Here is a 19,495-nt window from a genome sequence, read left to right as displayed (position 1 = left end):
GTCCCCATCGTCTAGAGGCCTAGGACACCGCCCTTTCACGGCGGTAACAGGGGTTCGAATCCCCTTGGGGACGCCATCATTAAAACCGCGTTAAGCGGTTTTTTTGTTTCTATGGACAAATATTTTCACGCTTAAAACATGTTTGGCAAATCGCCATCTGTGCTATACTTTGCAGCATTATCGACAACATGAGCAGCATATGGGTAAAGAACTCGTTCCTAAAAAAAACACCTTACCAATACCAGCACTCTCTGATACGGATGGCTTAGATAGCTACATCCGCTTTGCCAGCAGTATCCCGATGCTTTCCGAAGAAGAAGAAAAAGAACTAGCGCATCGCTTACGCCAACAAAATGATATTGATGCGGCACAAAAGCTGATTCTTTCACACTTGCGCTTTGTTGTTAAAGTCGCACGCGGATTTTCGGGTTATGGTTTACCTATTACTGATTTAATCCAAGAAGGTAATATCGGCTTAATGAAAGCCGTGCGACGCTTTGATCCTGATGTCGGTGTGCGTCTTGTTTCCTTTGCCGTGCATTGGGTTAAGGCTGAAATGCATGACTATATTTTAAAAAACTGGCGTATTGTTAAAATTGCAACAACCAAGGCGCAACGCAAACTGTTTTTTAATTTGAGAAGTAGTAAAGAACGTCTTGGTTGGTTTAGTGATGAAGAAATCCAAAGTGTTGCCAAAGAGCTCGGTGTTAAACCTGAAACTGTCCTTGAGATGGAAAAACGCATGAATGCCTATGATATGGCATTTGATGCACCGGTTGAAGAATCAGGCGATGAGTCAAGTTTTCATCCGGCTTTATACCTGGAAGATCAATCAAGAAATCCGGAGCAGACAGCTGTTGAGGATGACTATGAGGAAAAAGTTCAAAGTAAACTACAAGAAGCGATTGATAAGCTGGATGCACGTAGCAAAGACATCATCTTATCGCGTTGGTTTGCTGAAGATAAACTTACCCTTCACGATTTAGCAGCAAAGCATGATGTATCTGCCGAGCGAATCCGCCAAATTGAAGAGCTGGCAATGGATAAGCTCAAACGAGCTGTTGCGCGCGTTTAAATTACCTCGCTGCTGTTAGCTCCGCCATGCCATCGGCTTTAGTTAAGCTAAGACTTATGATTAACGCTCCTAACCAAAGTACTAGCATCGCATAAAAGCTGTAGTGATACACCTCAGCACTTGGACTAAAAAGGGATAAATTAAATACACTTAACATACTGCTTAGAACAATCGCTGTTAATGCCACACCCATCGATGCCGCAAATTGACGAATTGTGAGATCAATTGACGTTGCATTAGCTGCTTGATCCGCATTAAGATCCATATAGGTTAATGCGCCAATGGCTGAACCTATCAAAATTGTGCTTGAGCCATACAAGAACTCAATAATCACAATATAAATAACCGAGCTATGCTGCTCAATCTGCGCAATACCAATAAGCCAGATCATTGCCAAAATCAAATTTACTTGCAAAACAGCTTTAAAGCCAAAGCGCGAGATAATACGATTAGCAAGTCCTCTAAAGGTTAAATAGCCAACCGCGATTGGTAAAGTTAGAAGTCCCGAGGTTGCTGCGTCAAAACCAAAACCTTCTTGATACATCAAAGGCAGCAATAGTGAAACACCTGCTGTTAATGCAAATGATATTGCGTTCATTGACACTGCTGTTTTAAATGTTTTGACTTTAAAAACAATCAAATCAAGTACTGGATTAACCTTCTTCAAACAATGCACCACCAGTATCAGCAATAACACGATGCCGATCACAATACTTGTATAAACAACACCTTTACTGACAATATCATAATGCCCAATCATCTCGACACCGAAGGTGACAATCACCAAAGCAAAACCAGCAATTAAAAACCCAACAATATCAAAGCGCTTTAGCGTCTTAGCGACATGCTGCTGAATATAAATAAATCCTGCAATCAACGCCAAACAACCAATTGGCAGATTAATAAAGAAGATCCAATGCCAACTCAGACTATCGCATATTATCCCACCGACAAAAGGACCCAATACATAACCGAGCATCGCAGGCGTGAAGATAACCCCTTGCACCTTGATCAGCTCTTTGCGTGAGAATAATCTCAAGATAATAATCCGTGCCACAGGCGTCATAAAGGCGCCACCGACACCTTGCAAAAAGCGGCAAAGTGTCAACATTACCACTGAATTTGATATGCCGCAAGCAAGTGATGATAAAGTGAAAACTATCACCGCAAACAAAAACACTCTCTTTGTGCCAAAGCGATCAGTACACCAACCACTAATCGGAATAAAGATGGCAAGACTAATGTAGTAACTTGCTACCGCAAATTTAAGTAAAATCGGGCTTATGCCAAAGTCTCTGGCAATGCTAGGAATAGCGGTATTAATAATGGTGAGATCTAGGAACTCCATAAAAATCACCACTGCGACAATCAAAGGCACTATCCGACGAGTCGCCACCATCGATGAATCTGACACTTCACTACTCTCTCCAACATAAAACTCGCTTTAAGTCTATGTGAATACTATGCCTGTATCAAATAAAATATAGTCAACGCAAGATTAATATTTTTCTGCGTTTATACAGTGAAAGCCTAGCTACATCCCAAAAATAGATGATATAAATATCTGTAAACAAATAAGTATAAGCAACACCAACATTGGTGAGAAATCCATCCCACTTTGTGTTGGCGGAATAATTCTGCGTGCTTTTCTAAGCAGTGGTTCAGTCAACTGATGCAATGCCATTAATGCTGGGTTATATGAACCTTGCGCAAACCAGCTGGCAATCGAGCGAATAAAGATCAAGATAATATACATCCAGATTACCGTCAGAATAAGCTTTATCACTGCCACAAACCAAATAATCGCCCATGGGATATAAAAGCTTTTTGCGCTTAGCATTTGTATTAAAATAATTTGCAGCAATAGCACAACGTACGCCAAAACAAGCGCTGCAAAATCCAAACCAAAAAAACCAGGAATAATGCGACGCAATGGTTTTAACAAAGGATTGGTCACACGAATAATCAACTGACAAAACGGATTATAAAAATCAGCCTTTACCCATTGTAAAAAGAACCTAAGCAGTACCGCATAGGCAAATAGGCTAAAGATAATTTCTATTAAGAAAAGTCCTACATTATTAACGGCATTAATCATACTTTATCCTTTTGTTCATCATGTGTTAGTGCATTACCAAACTGGCTTGCCAGCTCTTGTGAGCGTGAGAGATTCTCTTTGATCGCTTTTGCAATACTCTCTTTAAACCCTGTTTCTGAGAAAGCTTTTAATGCCGCAGCAGTCACTCCTCCTTTTGAGGTGACATTTTGACGCAAGTGTGACAAGGTTTGTGTACTTTCTAACGCCATTTTGCTTGCACCAAAGGCGGTTTGCGTCACGAGCAATGCCGCTTGTTTTTCACTTAATCCTAGTGATACTGCCACATCAATCATATGTTCCATCATCAAGAAAAAATACGCAGGCCCTGAACCTGAAATCGCGGTTGTGACATCAATTAAGCTCTCATGGTCAACCCAAGTAATAACGCCAATCTTACGCATAATTTGCTCAGCCATCTCTTTTTGCTGACGTGAGACATATTCATTGGCAAAGAGCGCACTGGCACCACAACCAATAAGACTTGGGGTATTTGGCATAGCACGCACAATCGCATAATCACCAACAAGCCAATGCGCAATTTGTGCCAAGGTAATACCCGCTGCAATCGATATAAATAAGGGTTTATTCTGCTTATGCAATGCCGTTTTAACTGTAAACATCAACTCCTTTAATGATTGTGGTTTAACGCATAGCATAATAATATCGGCATTTTTCACTGCATCCTCAACACGTTGCGTTGTATTGACACGAAACAGCTGATTAAGCATATCCAGTTTGTCTTGGTTATGATCAACCACCGTAATTGATTGACCAGAAACACCATCGCTAACTAACCCCGCGATAATACTTCTTGCCATATTACCGCCACCTAAAAAGCAAATTTGAGCATTAACCATTATTCAATTCCTTTTCCTATTTCTCTTATTTTTTAAACCTTCTTAATTATTGGCATCTACACTTTTTCTACTTCAACACCCTGCCTCGCACGCTTAAGCACCCCTCTTGCAAAGAGTGGAATAAAAATCATCCTTGCCTAATTCCCCTCTTTTTAAGAGGGGTGGCAGCCGTAGGCTGACGGGATGTTTTAAAATCATAGTTTTTTCTAAAATGCCAACTCCAACTAATTACTCTTTATACATTTCTTTTTTGTTTATGCAGCCTTGCATTCACAACCCTCACATAAATATGATCATAAATGTAATTAAAAACAAGTGCATAGCACAAATAAAAAAACACAAAACCTAAGTTCACCGTAAATGCTGCAATAAAAGGTAAATGTAACAACATAATCACAAAGGGCACACTCACCAAACATAAAGATAATTCAAATAAACAAGCGTGCACTACTCTCAACCAAAACTTCCGCTTAAAGCGTACACCGCCACATTTATTTTCAATCACGTCAAATAGCCAGTTATAAATAAAGTTCCAAAGCATTGCCGCAATCGCAAGAATAACAGCCAAAGCACCCAGTGCGACTGCATTTTTCTTAAGCACAAAATACGATAGTGGAATCACAATCAACAAGGCGATAAACTCAAACGATAGCATATGGACAATACGTCCTTTAATACTCATTTTATGCTGACTCATGCTATCTGTTATCGTATTTTAAGATTTTCATGTCGTGCATTGTTTCAAATTGACTCGTTAAACTCAAGGTTTTGTAACCACTTCACTGATCTTTTGGCGTAACAGCTACACCAAACTTGCTAATCACAATCGAGCCAATAACGGCAATAATTCCACCAATAACAGAAAGAATACTTGGGATTTCGGATAAGAAGATAGCTGCTAATATCAACGTGAAAATGGGCATAAGATACAAAGCGCTTGATGCTGCCGCTGCCTTGATATGTTTAAAGGCGTATCCCCATAGTAAATAAGCAATCGCTCCGGGGAAAACACCCATATAAACAATGCTTAAGAGATGTGACATATCCGAATGTATTACTGACTTTATTGCCTCGGGCGCAAAAACCATCAACATCAAAGTGCCTAGCCACATGCAGTAACACACGACTTCAATTGGGTGGTAGCGTGCTAAGAACTTCTTTTGAAAGCATGAGTAAATCGCGCCTGAACAGGTCGCGCCATAGACTAATAGCACCCCACCAAATCCCGCGTTATTATGACTTCCTAAGAGTATTACCAGTACACCGAATAAACTGATCACAAAACCCAAAACACCATAACGATTAACCCGCTCTTTAAACAAAATCATCGCTAAAACAGTGACGATAATCGGCAATTGCGCAACGATAAAGTTTGCTAACCCTGCACTTACCGTTTTCTCACCTTCATTTAACAAAATGTTATAAGAGAAAAAGCCGAAAAACCCAAGAATGGCAAAAATCATTAAGTCTTTAAGTCGTGGCAACTGTTTATTCTTAATCAGACAAAATGGGATTAAAGCAGCAATCGATGCCACAAAATAGCGTGACAATGCCAAGCCACCAGCTGAAAACGCTTCCATCACATAGCGAATACCGACAAACGCAGATGCCCATAAGACAACGGTTATGATCAGTGCAATCAATGCCTTTTTCTCGTTGGTCATACTTTCTCTTTTCTTAATTTTGATGCGATATACTAACTTAATCAGCTCAATAGTGACTAGCAATTTACTTCATTTGCTTAGTTTTTTATTTGCTATTAAACTACGCACAATTTATTAAACAGGGTTCACTAAACACATGAAAGATATTGTCTTTGCATCAAGTAATAAAGGGAAAATCAAAGAAGTCAGCGAGATATTGTCGCCCTTGGGCTTTAAAGTCATTCCACAAACAGAGTTTAATGTCCCCGATGCTGATGAAACTGGCTTAAGCTTTGTTGAAAACGCCATTTTAAAAGCTCGACATTGTGCGCAATTTACGGGTCTTCCCGCCCTTGCCGATGACTCTGGTTTATGCGTTGATGCCTTAAAGGGGGCGCCTGGGATTTATTCAGCACGCTTCTCAGGTGAGCATGGTAATGATGAAGCAAATATCGATAAGCTGCTTTCTGACATGAAAAATATCACAGATGATAAACGTCAAGCCCACTTTCAATGTGTTTTAGCCCTTGTAATGCATGAGCATGACCCCATGCCAGTGATCGCTGAAGGACGTGTTGACGGTAGTATCACACATGCGCGTCGAGGCAGTAATGGTTTTGGTTACAACCCTATTTTTTTACTGCCTGAATATCAGCAAACGATGGCTGAAGTATCTAATGAGGTTAAAAATAGTGTGAGTCATCGCGCTCGCGCATTGGCAAAACTCAAAGAGAAACTCCACCGCCTTTTGTAGAAAAAGATAATACTTCAAGATGATTTTCTTGATACTTTACATTACACTGAAGCACAGTATTGTTTGCTAACTATAGGTTATATTTAATATGAGTAATAACGACAAGAAAGAAACACCAGAAAACAAAAAAGAACAAGCACTTCCTGCAGAGACAACTAAAGCCAAAGAGAATGAAGCAAAGCAGCCTGAAACCTTATTTGAATTTCCTTGCCAATTTCCAATCAAAATCATGGCAAACCCACAAAAAGAAGTTGCTGAGTTTGTCCTTAATACCTTAGAGAAATACATTGAAAATCCTGAGAAAATTGAATTCACCACTCGTGAAAGCAAAACTGGTAAATACATCTCTATTACCGCAATCTTTGAAGCAACAAGCAAAGAGCAGCTTGATAATATTTATCAAGCATTAAGTGGGCATCCTGAGATTCACATGGTGCTTTAGCAGATGTCAATCCTCATTAAAAATCTGGGATTACAGGACTACGAGTCAGTTTATCAGTCAATGGTTGAATTTACACAATCACGTACCGAGGACACTCACGACCAAATCTGGCTTGTTGAACACTTGGCTGTTTTCACCCAAGGTCGTCATGGTAAGCCCGAGCATATTATTAATCCTAAAAACATTCCTGTTATTCAAAGTGATCGTGGCGGTCAAGTCACCTATCACGGGCCAGGACAAGCAGTTATTTACTTCTTGTTTGACCTTAAGCGCCTTAATTTAGGTGTTAAAGATTTTGTTTGCACGATTGAGAAATCATGCATGCACTTACTAAAAACCTATGATATCGCTAGCCACACAATCGAAAATGCACCAGGTATTTATGTTGATCAGGCTAAAATTGCATCACTTGGCTTACGTGTTAAAAAAGGACTAACCTATCATGGTCTTGCCATTAATGTGAATATGGATCTGACACCATTTAACTATATCAACCCTTGTGGTTATCAGGGCTTGAAAATGACGCAAATTCACGCACATAACCCTAGAATCAGCATTACCGATGTATTGAATGACTATGCGCAAATATTGACTCAAAGGTTAGATAACTCAATTTTCAGTTAGACCCATCATGAGATTATTGTCATAATAGCCAAAGATTCATTTGACGCACATAGGCTATGCAACTAAAACCTAAAAAACTACTTCTTAACACCAAGCAACCCTTTGGCTTGTGGTTTTTGTTATTAACCTCGCTCTTTTATAGCATGGGAACAGCTGCCATCACAGTGCATTTTTCGGGCTTTATTCATAGCATTGCTGATAGCACACAAGAAGGGTTAACCCCTGATATTTTAGCCATCAACTTTAACCTTGTGACTAATCTTTTCTTATATAGTGCCGCAGGATTAATCGGTGGCATTCTAGGCTATATGATCGGTCATCGCCGCTCGGTGATTATCGGCATGCTTTATTCATTTGTTGCCCTTATTCTATTATCACTTAATAACTTATCTTTAATTGGTTTTTCCGCTTATGTTATCGGTGTAGGCCTTGTCATTCCCAACCTATTCACCACATTAAGCTTTCTTTATACCCAGGATGACCCAAGACGCCACGCTGGCTTCACCTTGATGTATATGACCACGGTTCTTGGTGCTGCATTATCATTATCCATTAGTGGTACATTGCAACACTTAAGTTATCAGCACTGGTTTATGATTATGTCCGTAGTTACTCTATTTGCAGTACTGATTTTCTTAGCCGGTGGCATTTATCTTAATCGCAATATTGGTTTGATTGATGGTGTTGAAGCAAAATACACACCATCAACCTATAGTGTTTTGTTTATTTTGATCGTACTCTCCTCATTGACAGATTTCTTGCTGCATTATCAGCGCGTGTTACAAGCGCTTATTATTGCCTTAGCATTTATCTCGGTTACCATCATGCTTATCTATGCTTATCTTGAAAAAGATGAAACTCAGCGCAAACGCAACCGCTTGCTGCTTATTCTATTAGCCTTTAGCGTGTTTTTCTGGTTGGCTGATAAGAGTATTATTACTATTTTTCTTAACTACCTCACTCTTTTTAACCGCGATTATGGCTTCTTTAACGCTAAGAGTTTATCAGCTGATTTCTTTTTTGAAGCCAATATTGCTTTGGTACTGATTATTGGCTTTGTCTCGGCAGTACTGTGGAATAAAAATAAGCACACGCAACATATGAAGCGCTTAATTCGCTTATTTAGTTTGGCTACTTTTTTTATGGCATTAGCATGTGGCTTGTTATTTTTTAGTTTCTTCTCTCAATCATTAAATCACTTTGCAATGACGGGGAACTATCTGCTACTTATTACCTTGATGTTGAACTCGGTTGCCAAAGTATTGTTGTTACCTTTGTATTATGCAATGGTTGGGAAGTTCTCACCACGCAAATATGAGTCTATCGTAATGGGCTTTTTCTTTATCATTACTGCAGCTATCGGTGTATTTGTCTTTTCGCTTAATCAAAATATTCTTAATTCGCAAACATTAACGACAACTTACCAATCATTATCTTATCTTTATGGCACACTGTTTGTTGCTGGTTTAATATGTGCTTTAGTTGCCTACCTATTATCAAAATTCATGCACTATCATAAAAAAAATGTCTAAATTTAAGCCATTGGCTATTGTTTTTTCAGCGACTCTCCCCATATACTTAGCAGCGATTTTAAGCTTTTTAATTAAATATCATATGGAGAGAATATGAACGATCGTTTTAACTACCAACAAAACACACGCGTGATTGATGCTCGTGGCAGCTCTGTCATTCAAACGAACAAAGTATTACGTAATACTTATTTACTGTTGTCACTAACGCTTTTGTTTAGTGCCTTAACAGCGGGCTGGTCGATGATGGTGGCAGCACCTCCCATTAACCCATTTATTACTTTAATCGTCTACTTTGCTTTACTCTTTGGTGTGCAAGCAACACGCAATAGTCCCATGGGATTAGTGTTAACTTTTGCATTAACAGGCTTTCTGGGGTGGACATTAGGACCAATATTGAATTACTACATTACAACATTTAGTAATGGCTCTGAGCTTATTATGATGTCTTTAGGAGCAACTGGTGCAATATTCCTAGGCCTTTCAGCAATTGCCTTAAATCCAAAACGTGATTTCTCAAGATTGGGTTCTTTCCTTGGCATAGGTGCACTGATTGCATTAGTTGCTATTGTAGTTAACTTATTCTTACAAATGCCAGCATTGTACTTAGCACTGTCTGTTATTATTGCCTTTATCTCAGGTGGTTTTATACTATGGCAGACCAATCAAATCGTACGTGGCGGTGAAACAAATTACATTGTTGCAACAGTCACTATTTATGTTTCAATCCTAAATATCTTCTTAACCATTTTACAATTCCTAGGTATGTTCTCAGGAAACCGCAACTAAATAAACACCTGACGTAACTAGATGTACCACTCGAATAATACAAAATTTAGACACTTAAATGTAAGCGGATACTCACATTAATCTTCTCAATGGTGGCACTTTTTAGTACACCGATTTTATGACTCATTATTCGCTGAACTGAAATCGTTCTAATCTGATGACATTGCGCTTTAGAGTCTTTTGGCAAACCTGATTCACTCGCTGCAATAAAAACCTCAAATGGATAAACTTGAATACTACAACATATCAATAATCACATAGATTAAAATTAACCGAAATAACCACAAGGATATGACTTCAGGGCATTTTTTAACAATGCGAATACCAATTGGTGTGCCGATAACTGAGCCAACCAATAACCCACAAAAGGCAGGTAAATATAAGTACCCCAAGCTATACGCAGGAATCCCCGCAGCATGATAACTGGATATTAGCATGGTAATAGTAGCGATTAGGCCCGTTGGGAAAGCGGTTGCTGCCGCCATTGCTGCACAATTTTTCATTGGATAATGGTAGTGTTTCATATACGGATTAACAATGCTCGAACCACCAATGCCAACAATACTTGATAATAACCCCGTGGTGCTACCAAGAAAAATGCATGAACCTTTAGACGGCATCACAATATCTTCACTCGCGTGTGTTTTCTTCAAACGAAATGTTTTAATGAGGCTTACTAAAAGCACGACGGCAAACAAAATCTCAATCGCTCTTGCAGGCATAAACTCACTAATAATGGTACCTAAAATCGCACCAATAAAGATCATTGGCAGCGCATTTTTTAGAATTGTCAGCACTAAATGCCCATGTTTATAATGTTTGTAAGCATTATAAAGTGCATTGATCATAATAAATGCCAATGATGTTGAAACCGCTAAATGAATAGCGATCACATTTGACATCCCTTGATATTTACAAACCACTAACATCAAAGGGATGATAATAGCGCCACCACCTGCGCCTACCCATGCAGATAAAATACCCGTGACAATGCCCGCTGCCAAATAAATCATTAATACAATCATCAAATCAACCTTTCGCAAAAATTTATTATGTTATTATTCTAACAAGCGCTACACTATAGATAAAATGAATTAAATAAATGGAGATCATTCAAATATGGAATCAATAAAGAATATCCGCGCTTTTTTAGCCGTTGCTGAAACCCAATCATTTACTGCCGCGGCTGATAAATTATTTCTAACACAACCAACGATCACCAAGCGCATATCGCAATTAGAGTCACAATTGAATAATCAACTATTTCATCGCACAGGATCTCTGGTTCAGCTTACTAGCGCAGGCAAAGCCCTTACCCCTTATGCTAACCATCTAATTCAAGCATGGAGTAGTCTTGAGCACAAAATGCAGCTTTTTCAAGACGATGTTATCGGTGATTTAAGCATTAGTTGCAATTATCATCTGGGACTCAATTTTTTACCAAAAATACTTAAGGAATTTATATCTAAATACCCCAAAGTAAATATCAAACTCGACTCGACTTACTCATTACCAATCATTGAAAAAGTGAGCACGCTTGAAGCAGAAATTGGCTTAATCACCATGAAAGAAAATATGCCTGAAAATATTGATTGGCATATTCTGCAAAAAAGTCGTGTTATCGCTGTTATTGCTATAAATCATCCATTGTGGCAGCACAATGGTGATATTGTGCAGCGCTTAAATGAAGTCCCTGTGCTATCTCCAGCACCTGAGAATAGGCATCACACGGTTTTGCATACACTACTGGATAAACATAACATCCGCTCACCAGAGCTTAGTAACATCAATATGCTTGAAATCATTAAAAGACTTATTGAATCAGGCTTTGGCTGGTCAATTATTACTGAGGATATGATGTCAGATAAACTTAAAGAATTACCACTTATCGATACACCGATCTATATTAGCAGTGCTTGTATCTATCACAAAAAGGTCGAGCTATCGCGTGCAGCCAAGGCTTTTCTTGAAATATGTCAAAAGGTTTCTTAAGTCAAACTCTCAACTTAGTTATGGTGACTTCTTTTTGCTAACAATGCATCTAACACCACCGGATGTACATAGTCAGCCACACGATGGGGATCAATTTTAGATACTTGACGAATCATTGTTGATGATAAACACGTATATTTTTCATCCGGCGTTAGAAATATCGTTTCAAACTTTTTATTTAAATGCCTATTAATATTTGCCATTTGAAACTCATAGTCAAAGTCAGAAACTGCGCGCAATCCGCGAATGACAGCACTTGCACCCACTTCATCAATAAAATCAGCGATCAATCCTTGTAAGCGCACAACACGCACATTAGGCATATCAGACAAAACTTCAGAGGTGATGTTAAAGCGTTCCTCTTCAGTGAAAAGCGTTGATTTGCCATTACCAGTTGAAATAGCAACAATCACTTCATCAAATAAAGATTTCGCGCGTTTAATTAGATCAATATGCCCTAAACTAATAGGATCAAATGTCCCGGGGTAAACTACCTTTATCATGGTTTACGTCCTTTGCCAAACCTAAAAAAGTCCAAGCTCAAGCTTTGCTTCTTCGGTCATCATTTCAGAATTCCATGGCGGATCAAATACCAACACCACATCGGCCTTTTCGACATTGGCAAATTGTTTAAGCTTATCTTCAACATCCTGTACTAATACAGGACCCATGCCACACCCAGGAGCGGATAATGTCATTTGTACACCAATATGATAATTACTACTGTCCAAACGCGTGGTTGAAATATCATAGATCAGACCCAAATCAACGATGTTCACAGGGATTTCAGGATCATAAACCGTGCGTAGCTGATCCCATAAAAGATCGAGATTAACCTCATCACCAGCTTGAATATTGGCTTTATCACTTGGCAGAAGTACTACCTCACGATTAATCGCATCGGCATCTTTACCATCAAGATAAACCAGATTACCCATCACATTTAGCGTGAAGCTTGCCCCCATTGCTTGCGTTACCAGCACTTCTTGCCCTGGTAACAAAGTCATTTTCTCACCATAGGGAACTGTGGTTACTTCAACTTCGCGGCGTAAAATAGCAACATCAGACATTTTCATTACTCTTTTAATCCTTCTTGTTGCACAGTGAAACTCTCACCACAACCACAACGCGCTGACTCATTAGGATTATTATAAACCAGTTGTGATAAACCTAACTCTCTTTTGACATGATCTATTTCAAGACCATTGACATATTGTAACGCCTTAGGATCTACGAAAAACAAAACACCTTCTTCATCGATCTTAATAAAGCCTTCAGGAATTTCCTTAATCGGTTCAACAACATAAGCCAAGCCTGAACAGCCTGTTGTTGTAATACCAATCTTGATAGCAAGCGATTGAGTTTTCGCCAAATGGTTCCTAAAATGCGTTAAAGCCGCTTGAGTGAAAGTCACGGGCTGCTCAGCTTTTGGGTCAAATTTTTCTATCATCGTTAATCTATCTTTATCTTCACTTGTAAATAGCACCGCTATGGTATCATTTACTTATGCTTTTTTCTAAGGTTTTAAGCATCTGTAATTTATCAAGCGATTAACCGATCACAGCAACTAACGTCCAATATGCGCAAGACGCTTACCTGATTTCAAGTTTTGCTCTATTTGCTCTAATGAAACCCCTTTTGTTTCAGGCACAAAGAACTTAGTGAAGAACATACAAACCAAACAAACCAATCCAAAACCAAAGAATGTATTACCCGGTGCAAAGGTTAACCATGTCAATGCAAAGTTACCTAAAATAGCATTACATAACCAGTTTGATGTCGTTGATGCAGTCATACCAAGATCTCGCCCTTCTAACGGTTGGATTTCAGAGCATATAATCCAAATCATGGGCCCCATTGAAATGGCAAAACCAAAGATAAATACCAAACAAAAAATCAATGTAATCCACTGCAATGCTGAGCTTAATTGCATATGTGAAACAGGCAGGTTATTAATCAACTCAACTGAGTAATGAGTCTTGAATACGACACCAACGATAAGACAAGATAAAACCAATAAGCTCAAGCCAAAATAAAGAATTGGCTTGCGTCCAAATTTATCAACATACTTTATTGCTAAGATCGTTGTTAATACATTCACTAAACCAATAACAATTGTAGCTACTGCGGGGTTACCAAAACCTGCCATCTTGAAAATATCTGTTGAATAATACATAAAAGCATTCATCCCTGTAAACTGTTGGAATGCTTGCAGTAAAATCCCTAACAATAATACTTTTAAAAAGAAGCCATGGCGTAACATTTTAAAGCCACTACCTTTGACATTAGTTGCATTTTTGATTTCATCTACTTCCTGATAAGCTTCTTCATCATTATCACGAATCCTTTTTAGTACGACTAACGCCTTTTCTTCCTGCCCAGTTAGAATCAACCAACGTGGGCTTCGTGGTAAAGTTAAGCAACCTAGTAACATAATGATTGAGGGAATAGCAATACTAGCAAGCATAATACGCCAAGATCCTGTGGAACTTAGCGCCGAGTTACACAGATACATCAAGAAAATACCAATCGTAATCATGAATTGATACATCGCAATGATACCACCACGAAACTCTTTAGGCGCAATTTCCGATAGATACAGTGGTGAAATAAAAGAAGCAATACCAACGGCTAAGCCAACAACAAATCGTGATACTAATAACGCATCAAAGTTAGGTGCGAAAACACCAACAAATGTAAATATGGTAAAAATTAATGCCGCCAGAATTAATACTACCTTTCGCCCAAAGCGTCGTGATAGAAAACCGCTAAAAATCGCACCAATTGCCGCACCAACAAGTAACGTACTTGCGACATGTTGCGACTGCGTTAAGCTTAAACTAAAATTTTTGACGATCAAATCTAATGAGCCATTAACATAGGCAATATCCATACCGAACAACAACCCCGCCAACGCGCCAATAATGGCAACGCGTATGGTTATTGCGTTTAGTTTTTTTTCTTTCATTATTCCCCACTCCCCCTGTTTTTATTTTATATGTTGCTGCTTTTATTATAATTTCGCTTGCATATTATCGATTTAATTTTTATTTGTAAATATTCTACCCGCTTATTATTTTCCGAACTTCCAATTTCCCCATTACTGAAACATGCCAACATGCTCGAAACTCAATCAAAAATCATAAGCCAGAGTAAAGCTATTCCATGAAAGCATAAAACCATTTGAATCTGTCTTTTAGTTTCGCTACCATTTATCGTAAATTTCCAACATTTAGACCATGATTTCCTTATGACATCAGCAAATCCATTATTTGAGCGCTCACATCGTCGTCGCAATCCGTTGACAGGCGAATGGATTGTCGTCTCACCGCATCGTTTATCAAGACCATGGCAAGGGCTTAGTGAATTACCTCCTGCTAACCATAGACCAACACATGACCCTGAATGCTATTTATGTCCTGGCAATGTTCGTGCAAACGGCACCAAAAACCCTCAATATAGTGAGACATATGTTTTTAATAATGACTTTCCAGCTCTGATGTCAGCACAGGATAATGAACAGCTTGACGAAATATTTGATCCATTAATGACCGCTCAAGCAGCCAACGGTATTGCCAAAGTTATTTGCTTCTCGCCAGATCATAGCTTAAGCATGGCTGAAATGACTGAAAAAGACATTACAACAGTAATATCTACTTGGCAAAATGAAGTTAATGAGCTTTCAAAAACTTACCAATGGGTGCAGGTTTTTGAAAACAAAGGCGATATTATGGGATGCTCTAACCCTCACCCACATGGGCAAATTTGGGCATGTGATTTTTTACCGACTGAAGCTGAAAAAGAACACCGTCAACAACAAACTTACCATCAAAACCATCAACGCAATTTACTTATTGATTATGTTAAGCGTGAACAAAAGGCTCAAGAGCGTATTGTACTTGAAAACGATGAATGGCTTGTTGTCGTACCCTTTTGGGCAGTTTGGCCATTTGAAACCTTATTAATACCTAAATCATATTGCGCGCATCTTAACTATCTCAATGAACACCAAAAAACTAAGCTTGCTAGTATTCTCAAAGCGTTACTGCAAAAGTATGATCGATTGTTTGGGGTTTCATTTCCATATTCAATGGGCTGGCATGGCGCGCCTTATGCTAAGAACGATCCATGTTGGCAGTTACATGCTCATTTTTATCCGCCGTTACTACGTTCCGCTTCGGTTAAAAAGTTTATGGTTGGTTTTGAAATGCTTGCTGAATCACAACGTGATATTACACCTGAAGACGCTGCAAAGAGGTTACGTGCATTATGATATTAGCAAAACATAGCGATGATCTACGTAATCACTATCAATCAATCTTTAATCGCCAAGATTATCAGTGCTTTTATGCACCTGGGCGGGTTAATTTAATCGGTGAGCACACCGACTACAACAATGGCTTTGTTATGCCTTTGGCAATCAACATGGGCACAACAGTTGCTATCGCACCACGCGATGATACTAAAATCAGCGTTTATAGCAAAAACTTGGATCAATTAGACCGCTTTGATTTACATCATTTTTCAAACTCAGAACATTCACAATGGTGTCGCTACATCGGTGGCATGTTATCACTTATTCAGCAAAGCACTAATGACATAACAAAAGTCAAAGGCGCTGATATTTATATCTCTAGTAATCTGCCAATTGGTGCGGGGCTATCATCTTCAGCATCTTTAACGGTTGCCTTAGGTTATGCTTATGCCACACTTTATCAACTTGAAATAAGTAAAACTGATATTGCCAAACTTGCACAGCAAGTCGAACACCAGTATATCGGCACACTTTGCGGCATTATGGATCAAATGATCTGCGCATCAGCACGTGAGCATCACGCATTGCTCATCGATTGCCAATCACTTAATGCAGAACATATCCCTTTTAACCTAACCGACGTATCACTCATGATCTGTGATAGCAATGTCAAACACAACCTTGCGGAATCTGCTTATAACAAGCGCCGTGAATCATGTGAGAAAGTCGCCAAAATCTTTAATATCGCCTCATTAAGGGATTTAACCGTTGAGCAATTAATGGCATCAAAAGATTTACTTGATATCGAGAGCTTGCAATGCGCTAAGCATGTTGTGAATGAAAATCATCGTGTTTTGCAAGCGGCTAATGCCATGAAAAATGCCGATTGGCTAACACTTGGTAAACTGATGTATGCCTCACACAATTCACTACAGTATGACTATAAGGTCAGCTGTGACGAGCTTGATTATTTGGTTGAGTTATCCATTTCATATTCTGGCGTATATGGTGCACGGATGACCGGAGGTGGTTTTGGTGGCTGCACGATACATTTAGTGCAAGATCATGTGATTGATGATTATCAACAGTACTTGAAATCCGCTTATTATAAACGCTTTAACAAAGCGCCTACTTTTTATATCTCACGTGCTTATCAAGGGGTCCATTTAGTCGATGACGCAAATTAAATAGCGATGGCAAAACGATGACAAAAGACCATTCAGCAACACAGATTTATAGCCAATGTTTAGATCAAACACTTGGCATTTATCAAACCAACATCAACCATCCCCGCATCAAATTACAGCTTTTAAATATCGGCGCGGTCATTCAATCGCTATGGATACAAGATAAAAATCAAACGTGGCAAGATATCGTTTTGGGGTTTGATGATTATCAAGATTATCTCAAAGAAAATGATCCATCTTTAGGTGCGGTGCATGCTGTTGTCACCAATCGCATTGCCAAGGCTCAGTTTACCTTAAATGATCATATTTACAGACTTGATGCCAATGAATCAGAAAATGCTTTGCATATCGGCAATTTGAAGACCATAGTTTGGCAGCAATCAATCATTAGCAATGATTATGCTCAAGGTATTGCTTATCATATCAAGCTTGAAGATGGCTATTGTGGTTTACCTGGACCTATAACAATTACCATTGAATATCTAATCTTAGCCGATGGCACTCTGCAAATTGATTACCTGACAGAAGCTGCTGATAATGCTGTGATTAGTAATCTCACCAATCACAGCTACTTTAATCTCAATGGCACGACACGCAATCAGCTAGATCAACATCAACTAGCACTTCATTGTGATGCTTATCTTGAGACGAATGATCAATTAATCCCAACAGGAAAAACTGCAAAAGCCCATGGCACATTTGATTTTTCCAAGCCTAAATCATTAACAAGCAGTTTATTACAGAGTGATGAAAAATTACGCCAAAACAACGGTTATGATGTGTTTTACATTTTGCCTCAACACGATGCTCAAGCACCTAAATATCAGCCATGCGCTGAACTAACAAGTGAAAGAACGGGCATACATATGCAGCTATTAACCACCTATCCAGGCTTGCAATTATATACCGCAAACTTTTTAAACAACTGTAAAGGAAAGTATGATGAAGCATATCAGTCACATTGCGCTGTCTGCTTAGAAACACATGACTACCCCGATGCGCCAAATCATGCTCATTTCCCAAGTATTGTCACACCATCACATCACTTACGAAAACATAGTAGCCGTTATGTATTTTCCATCAAAGACGATATGAGCAAATCAAAGTAAAACTTTCTCTTTTATATTACCTCTTAAGTCAACAAACTCCGCAAATTTATTTACGATAGCTATAGGACTGGTATACAATGCTTGACAGTTTTTAACACCTCGCTTTGTGATGTATCAAAGCGATTAATTAGGCATAAACAAACTTAACATGCAGCTGTTACGATTTGCAGATTTACATAACAATAAAAATCAAACGCCAAGTATTGTCACCATTGGTAACTTTGATGGCATGCACTTGGGGCATCAGTATATTATTAAACATGTGCAGCAACTGGCTAAAACCAATAGAGCTAAAGCGACAGTGGTGACATTTGAGCCGCAACCGAAAGAGTTTTTTTTAAAAGAAAAGGCACCTTTGCGCATCACGCCTTTTCGTGACAAGATCCAAGCATTTAAAGCACTCAATATCGATCAGGTGTTGTGCCTGCAGTTTAATCAAAAGCTTGCGATGTTATCAGCTGAAGCCTTTGTTAAAACGGTTCTTGTCGATGGTCTTAATGCTCAGCATGTCATTATTGGTGATGACTTTCGTTTTGGTTATCAGCGTCAAGGTGATTTTAAGCTACTCCAAGACTTAGGGAAAAAATATGGCTTTAGCGTAGAAAGCCTCCCTTCTTATACCATAGATGATACACGCATTAGCAGCAGCCATATCCGTCAACTACTGAGTTGTGGTCAATTCAATGATGCAGCGCATTTTTTAGGGCATAGCTACTCGCTCAGTGGTCGCGTGCATCATGGTGATCAAAATGGGCGTAAGATTGGTTTTCCAACGATTAACATCCCAATGCCAACAGCCGTTGTCGTTTCAGGGGTTTATGTTGTTAACGTGCATGTTCACGGTAAAACATATCACGGCATTGCCAATATCGGCATTCGCCCAACAGTCGGTGGCAGATTACGTTTATTAGAGACACATATTTTTGATTTCACACATGACTTATATGGGCAATATGTTACGATTGAGTTTTTGCACTTTGTGCGTAGCGAGAAAAAATTTGCAAGCTTTGATGCACTCAAAGCACAAATTAATGATGATAAGCTGGCTGCACTTACGTGGCTTGAAAAACATACAATAAAGATATAAAAAATAGAAAATCAGAGTTACGTACAATTAAATAGGTAACTTTAAAGAACACCC

Annotated in this window: 22 protein-coding genes and 1 tRNA gene; 12 read left to right on the top strand and 11 right to left on the bottom strand. The window is 38.9% G+C overall.

All coding sequences use genetic code 11. The features are described 5' to 3' along the window. Together ACY10D_RS00820 and rpoH are read left to right on the top strand one after the other, a co-directional pair. Positions 1-76 (top strand) — tRNA-Glu (locus ACY10D_RS00820). 123 nt (positions 77-199) lie between these two features. Beyond that, the gene (gene rpoH / locus ACY10D_RS00815; protein ID WP_192483072.1) at positions 200-1,075 is read left to right on the top strand and encodes an RNA polymerase sigma factor RpoH; all 876 of its coding nucleotides are present in this window, start codon (positions 200-202) and stop codon (positions 1,073-1,075) included. A 1-nt stretch (position 1,076) separates the two neighbouring features. Here the strand turns inward: rpoH and ACY10D_RS00810 are convergent, their stop codons facing one another. From ACY10D_RS00810 to ACY10D_RS00790, 5 genes are all read right to left on the bottom strand, one after another. Beyond that, on the bottom strand, positions 1,077-2,489 hold the full coding sequence (locus tag ACY10D_RS00810) for a DHA2 family efflux MFS transporter permease subunit (RefSeq protein ID WP_486998916.1): 1,413 nt from the start codon (positions 2,487-2,489) through the stop codon (positions 1,077-1,079). A 120-nt stretch (positions 2,490-2,609) separates the two neighbouring features. Beyond that, the gene (locus ACY10D_RS00805; protein WP_486998915.1) at positions 2,610-3,173 is read right to left on the bottom strand and encodes a YggT family protein; all 564 of its coding nucleotides are present in this window, start codon (positions 3,171-3,173) and stop codon (positions 2,610-2,612) included. Then, complete coding sequence (gene proC, locus ACY10D_RS00800; protein WP_486998914.1) at positions 3,170-4,030, bottom strand: pyrroline-5-carboxylate reductase; 861 nt, start codon at positions 4,028-4,030, stop codon at positions 3,170-3,172. The genes ACY10D_RS00805 and proC overlap by 4 nt, the downstream gene beginning before the upstream one ends. 235 nt (positions 4,031-4,265) lie before the next feature. Continuing rightward, the gene (locus ACY10D_RS00795) at positions 4,266-4,727 is read right to left on the bottom strand and encodes a PACE efflux transporter (RefSeq protein ID WP_486998913.1); all 462 of its coding nucleotides are present in this window, start codon (positions 4,725-4,727) and stop codon (positions 4,266-4,268) included. A gap of 82 nt (positions 4,728-4,809) precedes the next feature. After that, positions 4,810-5,694 (bottom strand): DMT family transporter, encoded by an 885-nt coding sequence (locus ACY10D_RS00790; protein ID WP_486998912.1) that lies wholly within the window; start codon positions 5,692-5,694, stop codon positions 4,810-4,812. A gap of 136 nt (positions 5,695-5,830) precedes the next feature. On the opposite strand from ACY10D_RS00790, the gene ACY10D_RS00785 reads away from it, so the two are divergent. The 5 genes from ACY10D_RS00785 (at position 5,831) to ACY10D_RS00765 (ending at position 9,811) form a co-directional block, all read left to right on the top strand. Further along, on the top strand, positions 5,831-6,427 hold the full coding sequence (locus ACY10D_RS00785) for an XTP/dITP diphosphatase (protein ID WP_486998911.1): 597 nt from the start codon (positions 5,831-5,833) through the stop codon (positions 6,425-6,427). An 88-nt stretch (positions 6,428-6,515) separates the two neighbouring features. After that, complete coding sequence (locus ACY10D_RS00780; protein WP_486998910.1) at positions 6,516-6,869, top strand: HP0495 family protein; 354 nt, start codon at positions 6,516-6,518, stop codon at positions 6,867-6,869. Positions 6,870-6,872: 3 nt separating this feature from the next. Beyond that, positions 6,873-7,493 carry a lipoyl(octanoyl) transferase LipB gene (gene lipB, locus ACY10D_RS00775; RefSeq protein WP_486998909.1) on the top strand — a complete coding sequence of 207 codons (621 nt, stop codon included), beginning with the start codon at positions 6,873-6,875 and terminating at the stop codon, positions 7,491-7,493. Between the two features lie 56 nt (positions 7,494-7,549). Continuing rightward, positions 7,550-9,025 carry a hypothetical protein gene (locus ACY10D_RS00770; RefSeq protein WP_486998908.1) on the top strand — a complete coding sequence of 492 codons (1,476 nt, stop codon included), beginning with the start codon at positions 7,550-7,552 and terminating at the stop codon, positions 9,023-9,025. Between the two features lie 93 nt (positions 9,026-9,118). Next, a complete protein-coding gene (locus ACY10D_RS00765; RefSeq protein ID WP_486998907.1) occupies positions 9,119-9,811 on the top strand; it encodes a Bax inhibitor-1/YccA family protein in 693 nt (230 codons plus the stop codon). Between the two features lie 46 nt (positions 9,812-9,857). Here the strand turns inward: ACY10D_RS00765 and ACY10D_RS00760 are convergent, their stop codons facing one another. Both ACY10D_RS00760 and ACY10D_RS00755 read right to left on the bottom strand, forming a co-directional pair. Beyond that, the gene (locus tag ACY10D_RS00760) at positions 9,858-10,061 is read right to left on the bottom strand and encodes a type II toxin-antitoxin system PemK/MazF family toxin (protein WP_486998906.1); all 204 of its coding nucleotides are present in this window, start codon (positions 10,059-10,061) and stop codon (positions 9,858-9,860) included. Beyond that, positions 10,048-10,836, bottom strand: coding sequence for a sulfite exporter TauE/SafE family protein (locus ACY10D_RS00755; RefSeq protein WP_486998905.1), 789 nt, complete (start codon positions 10,834-10,836; stop codon positions 10,048-10,050). The genes ACY10D_RS00760 and ACY10D_RS00755 overlap by 14 nt, the downstream gene beginning before the upstream one ends. Before the next feature lie 94 nt (positions 10,837-10,930). On the opposite strand from ACY10D_RS00755, the gene ACY10D_RS00750 reads away from it, so the two are divergent. Beyond that, positions 10,931-11,803 (top strand): LysR family transcriptional regulator, encoded by an 873-nt coding sequence (locus ACY10D_RS00750; protein ID WP_486998904.1) that lies wholly within the window; start codon positions 10,931-10,933, stop codon positions 11,801-11,803. 14 nt (positions 11,804-11,817) lie between these two features. On the opposite strand, the gene coaD is transcribed toward ACY10D_RS00750, so the two are convergent. The 4 genes from coaD to ACY10D_RS00730 all read right to left on the bottom strand — a co-directional run bounded on the left by coaD (position 11,818) and on the right by ACY10D_RS00730 (position 14,774). Next, complete coding sequence (gene coaD, locus ACY10D_RS00745) at positions 11,818-12,306, bottom strand: pantetheine-phosphate adenylyltransferase (RefSeq protein ID WP_486998903.1); 489 nt, start codon at positions 12,304-12,306, stop codon at positions 11,818-11,820. A 21-nt stretch (positions 12,307-12,327) separates the two neighbouring features. Further along, positions 12,328-12,879 carry a putative Fe-S cluster assembly protein SufT gene (gene sufT / locus ACY10D_RS00740; protein ID WP_486998902.1) on the bottom strand — a complete coding sequence of 184 codons (552 nt, stop codon included), beginning with the start codon at positions 12,877-12,879 and terminating at the stop codon, positions 12,328-12,330. Beyond that, positions 12,879-13,289, bottom strand: a complete 411-nt coding sequence (locus ACY10D_RS00735) for a HesB/IscA family protein (RefSeq protein ID WP_486998901.1) — start codon at positions 13,287-13,289, stop codon at positions 12,879-12,881. The genes sufT and ACY10D_RS00735 overlap by 1 nt, the downstream gene beginning before the upstream one ends. An 81-nt stretch (positions 13,290-13,370) precedes the next feature. Beyond that, entirely contained in the window at positions 13,371-14,774 is a 1,404-nt protein-coding gene (locus ACY10D_RS00730) for a sugar porter family MFS transporter (protein ID WP_486998919.1), read from the bottom strand. Between the two features lie 279 nt (positions 14,775-15,053). On the opposite strand from ACY10D_RS00730, the gene ACY10D_RS00725 reads away from it, so the two are divergent. The 4 genes from ACY10D_RS00725 (at position 15,054) to ribF (ending at position 19,441) form a co-directional block, all read left to right on the top strand. Next, the gene (locus ACY10D_RS00725) at positions 15,054-16,076 is read left to right on the top strand and encodes a UDP-glucose--hexose-1-phosphate uridylyltransferase (protein WP_486998900.1); all 1,023 of its coding nucleotides are present in this window, start codon (positions 15,054-15,056) and stop codon (positions 16,074-16,076) included. Continuing rightward, complete coding sequence (locus ACY10D_RS00720) at positions 16,070-17,245, top strand: galactokinase (protein WP_486998918.1); 1,176 nt, start codon at positions 16,070-16,072, stop codon at positions 17,243-17,245. Before ACY10D_RS00725 ends, ACY10D_RS00720 begins: the two co-directional genes overlap by 7 nt. 17 nt (positions 17,246-17,262) lie before the next feature. Then, on the top strand, positions 17,263-18,354 hold the full coding sequence (locus ACY10D_RS00715) for an aldose epimerase family protein (RefSeq protein ID WP_486998899.1): 1,092 nt from the start codon (positions 17,263-17,265) through the stop codon (positions 18,352-18,354). Between the two features lie 148 nt (positions 18,355-18,502). Beyond that, positions 18,503-19,441, top strand: coding sequence for a bifunctional riboflavin kinase/FAD synthetase (gene ribF, locus ACY10D_RS00710; protein ID WP_486998898.1), 939 nt, complete (start codon positions 18,503-18,505; stop codon positions 19,439-19,441). Positions 19,442-19,495: the final 54 nt, after the last annotated feature.

The sequence above is a fragment of the Cysteiniphilum sp. genome, from assembly GCF_057495195.1.
Note: the sequence above shows the minus strand (reverse complement) of the source record. Positions and strands in the feature narration are given on the sequence as shown.